Below are 4527 nucleotides of genomic sequence, written 5' to 3'. Positions count from 1 at the left end.
TCCCGTGCAGGAGACCGTCGAGGCAGCAGGATCCGATGCTCTGGTGACCGGCACCCTTCGTCGCGGCCAGGGTGGTCTGGCGCGCCTGTACACGTCGCTGGGTGAGGCGTGGGCGCACGGTGTGGCGATGGACTTCAGCCCGGCGTTCGACGAACTCGCGCCGCGCCTGGTGGAGTTGCCGACATACGCCTTCCAGCGGCAGCGGTACTGGCTGGAGTCGACGAAGGCTTCGGCCGCGGTGGTCGATCCGGTGGACGAGGCGTTCTGGAAGACGATCGAGGACGGTGACCTGCAGGAGTTCGCTCGCACGATCGGGCTGACGGACGTGGAGTCCCTGGACGCGGTCGTCCCGGCCCTGTCGGCCTGGCGCCGGAACCGGCGGGAACGCTCCACCCTCGACAACTGGCGCTACCGCGTCGTCTGGCGGCCCCAACCCGAACACGCCACGCCCACCACAGCCCTCGACGGCACCTGGCTCCTCGTCGTCCCCGAAACCCACCAGGACGACGAACTCGTCGCAGCCACGGTCGGCGCCCTGGACGCCGCCGGTGCCCGGAGCGTCGTACTGTCCGTGCCTGACTCGGTCCGGCGCGGCGAGCTGACCGAGCGGCTGCTCGCGGGCCCCGTGGCGGAGGCGTCCCCGGTCGGGGTCCTGTCCCTGCTGGCCATCGACAACGGGGAAGGCGAGCGGAGTTCAGGCGTATCACACGGGCTGCTCGGATCGGTGGCGCTCATCCAGGCACTCGATGACGCCGGGATTCCCGGCCGACTGTGGTGCCTGACCCGGGGCGCGGTGTCGACCGGTGACGGCGACGGCGCTCCCGACCCGGCCCAGGCCGCCGTGTGGGGACTCGCGCGGGTGGTCGGCCTCGACGACCCCGACCGCTGCGGCGGCCTCGTCGACCTGCCCACCGCTGACCCGGAGTCGGCCGTACGCCGCCACCTTCCGGCTCTGCTCTCCGCCGCTGCGCGGGAGGACGGCGGCCGGGAGACCGAGTTCGCGGTGCGGGCGGGAGGTGTCAGCGTCCGGCGCATGGTCCGTACGCCGCTCCGCCCGTCCGTGGCCGACGGTGACGAGTGGCGGCCCCGCGGTACCGTCCTCGTCACCGGCGGCACGGGAGCCCTCGGCACGCACGTCGCACGGTCCTTGGCCCAGGACGGTGCCGAGCACCTGCTCCTCACCAGCAGGCGCGGTCCCGAGGCGCCCGGCGCCGCGGCACTGCGCGACGACCTCACCGCCCTCGGCTGCCGCGTGACCCTCGCCGCCTGCGACGTCGCCGACCGCGCCGCGCTCGCCGCGCTGCTCGACCAGGTGCCCGACGAGTTCCCGCTCACCGCGGTCGTCCACACGGCGGGCGCGGTCGAGACAGCACGGCCGCTCGGCGACCTCACGCTCGACGAGGCCGCCGGCGTGATGGGCGCCAAGGTGCTCGGGGCGGAGAACCTCGAGGCACTGCTGGCCGGCCACCCGCTGGACGCCTTCGTCCTGTTCTCCTCCGGCGCAGGTGTCTGGGGCAACGGGGGACAGGCCCCGTACGCCGCTGCCAACGCCCACCTCGACGCACTCGCCGAACGGCGCCGCGCCCGGGGGCTGCCCGCCACGTCCATCGCCTGGGGCGCCTGGGCGGGCGGCGGCATGGTCGACGAGGAGGTCGGCGAGCAACTGCTGCGTCGCGGTGTCCCCGCGATGGCCCCCGAACTCGCCGTCCGTGCCCTGCGCGGGGCCCTCGCCGGACACGAGCCCACGCTCGTGGTCGCCGACATCCGCTGGGACCGTTTCGTTCCCGCCTACTGCGCCCACGGACATCGTCCGCTCATCGACGAGATACCCGAGGTACGGGAACTGCTCGCCGCCCGGAGCGCAGCGCGGCCCGAGGCACAGGACGGAGCGGCCGAGGCGGCCGCCGCGCTGACGGCCGAGCTGCGCGCACTGCCCCGGGCCAAGCGTCGACGCCGGCTCGTCGATCTGATCCGCACCCATGTGGGCGCGGTCCTGGGGCACGGCCCGTCCGACACCGTAAAACCCGGACGCGCCTTCCGCGACATGGGCTTCGACTCCCTGACCGCGGTGGAACTGCGCAACCGGCTCAGCACGGACTTCGGCACCCGGCTCTCGGCGACCATCGTCTTCGACCATCCGACGCCGAATGCCCTCGCCGACCACCTGGACGCCGAACTGCTGCCCGCCGCGGGGGGACCGGCCGATGGCGCCTCCGCGGGCGGAGCGGCCGATGGCGTGCCGGCGGGCCTGGAACAACTGGAAGCCGCCTACCGGCAGGCGCCCGACTCCGCCGCACGGCAGGCACTAACGGAAGCACTGCGCACTCTGCTGGACACCTGGACGGCATCCGAAACGCCGGGGGAGGCGACGGTCGACGAGGAACTGCTCGTCGCTTCCGACGAGGACATGTTCGACCTGATCGACAGGGAACTCGGGATCTCCTGAGCGGAACCCCGTCATGGCTCCCGATTCTCGAAGGGCTGACTTTGCCATGGACAACAACGAGGACAAGCTCCGCGACTACCTCAAGCGGGTCACCACGGACCTGAGGCACACCCGCCGCAGGCTCGCCGAGTTCGAGACCCGCGAGCACGAGCCCGTTGCCATCGTGGCCACGGCATGCCGCCTGCCCGGCGGGGTCGCCACCCCGGAGGACCTGTGGACGTTGGTGACCGAGGGCACCGACACCGTCGGGGCCATGCCCACGGACCGTGGCTGGGACCTCGACGCCCTCTACGACCCGGACCCCGACCGGACCGGCACCAGCTATGTCCGCGAGGGTGCCTTCCTCTACGACGCGGCCGAGTTCGACGCGGGCTTCTTCGGGATCTCGCCGCGTGAGGCCCTCGCGATGGACCCGCAGCAGCGCCTGCTGCTGGAGACCACCTGGGAGCTCTTCGAGCGGGCCGGCATCGACCCGAACACCCTGCGCGGGTCCAGCACCGGCGTCTTCATCGGCTCCAGCAACCAGGGCTACGCCGTCGACGGCAGCAAAGCACCCGACGACGTCGAGGGCCACCTGCTGACCGGCGGCTCCGCGGCCGTCCTCTCCGGCCGGCTCTCCTACAGCTTCGGCTTCGAAGGGCCCGCGGTCAGCCTCGACACCATGTGCTCCTCGTCCCTCGTGGCCCTGCACCTGGCCATGCAGGCCCTGCGCACCGGCGAGTGCTCCATGGCCGTCACCGGCGGCGCCACCGTCATGGCCACGACCCGCAACTTCGTGGAGTTCAGCCGGCAGCGGGGGCTCGCGGTGGACGGCCGGTGCAAGCCGTTCGCGGAGGGAGCGGACGGTACGGGCTGGGGTGAGGGGGTCGGTGTCCTGCTGCTGGAGCGGTTGTCGGACGCGCGGCGCAACGGGCACCGGGTGCTGGCGGTGGTGCGTGGTTCGGCGATCAACCAGGACGGAGCCTCCAACGGCCTGACCGCTCCCAATGGTCCGTCCCAACAGCGCGTCATCCGGGCCGCGTTGGCGAACGCCGGGTTGTCGGCGGCGGATGTCGACGCGGTGGAGGCGCACGGTACGGGTACCAAGCTGGGTGATCCGATCGAGGCGCAGGCGTTGCTGGCGACGTACGGCCAGGACCGGCCCGAGGACCGGCCGTTGTGGCTGGGGTCGGTGAAGTCCAACATCGGTCACGGCCAGGCCGCCTCGGGCGTCTCCGCCGTGATCAAGATGGTCGAGTCCCTCCGCCACGGAGTCCTGCCGAAGAGCCTGCACGTCGATGAACCCACCTCCCACATCGACTGGTCCACGGGTGCTCTGAAGCTCCTGACCGAGGCCGTCGACTGGCCCGACACCGGCCGGCCCCGCCGTGCCGGCGTCTCCTCCTTCGGCGGCAGCGGCACCAACGCGCATGTCGTACTGGAGCAGGCACCGCCGGACGCGGAAGCGGAAGCGGAGCGGGACGAGGGAGCTGAGCAGGGCGCGGAAGCTGAGCAGGGCGCGGCCGATGTCCCGGTCGACGATGTGGTGGTTCCGCTGCTGCTCTCGGCGCGTTCGGAGGCGGCTCTGCGGGCGCAGGCGGAGCGGTTGGTGTCGGCTGTCGAGGGTGGTGGCCTCAAGGCCGTCGATGTCGCCCATTCGCTGGTGAGTGGGCGTGCGGCGCTGGAGGAGCGTGCGGTGGTCGTCGGTGCCGACCGCGATGGACTGCTGGCCGCCTTGCGGGCCGTCGCGCGCGGTGAGCAGCCCGCGGCGATGGCGCGTGGCCTTGCCGACAGCCCTGGGGACGACGTCGAGTCGGTGTTTGTGTTTCCGGGGCAGGGGGCGCAGTGGGTGGGGATGGCGGTGGAGTTGCTGGATTCCTCGCCGGTGTTCGCCGCCCGGTTCGGTGAGTGTGCGGTGGCGTTGGCGCCGTTTGTTGACTTCGACCTGGTTCAAGTGGTCCGTGAGGGCGGTTCTTTGGATCGGGTGGATGTGGTTCAGCCGGTGTTGTGGGCGGTGATGGTGTCGCTTGCGGCGGTGTGGGAGTCGTTCGGTGTGCGGCCGGCTGCGGTGGTGGGTCATTCGCAGGGGGAGATCGCCGCGG

At 72.1% G+C, this 4527-nt stretch carries 2 protein-coding genes; both read left to right on the top strand.

Annotation, left to right across the window (positions count from 1 at the left end; all coding sequences use genetic code 11):
• The coding region (locus EF387_RS46210; RefSeq protein ID WP_128382555.1) for an SDR family NAD(P)-dependent oxidoreductase at positions 1-2446 on the top strand (2446 nt) is incomplete at its 5' end.
• 46 nt (positions 2447-2492) lie between these two features.
• Positions 2493-4527 (top strand): type I polyketide synthase (locus EF387_RS46205; RefSeq protein WP_128382554.1); only part of this gene is annotated, 2035 nt, incomplete at its 3' end.

The organism is Streptomyces cavernae (assembly GCF_004023625.1).
Lineage (GTDB): Bacteria > Actinomycetota > Actinomycetes > Streptomycetales > Streptomycetaceae > Streptomyces > Streptomyces cavernae.
The sequence above is the reverse complement of the archived record's forward strand: the minus strand, read 5'-3'. Positions and strand labels throughout refer to the sequence as shown.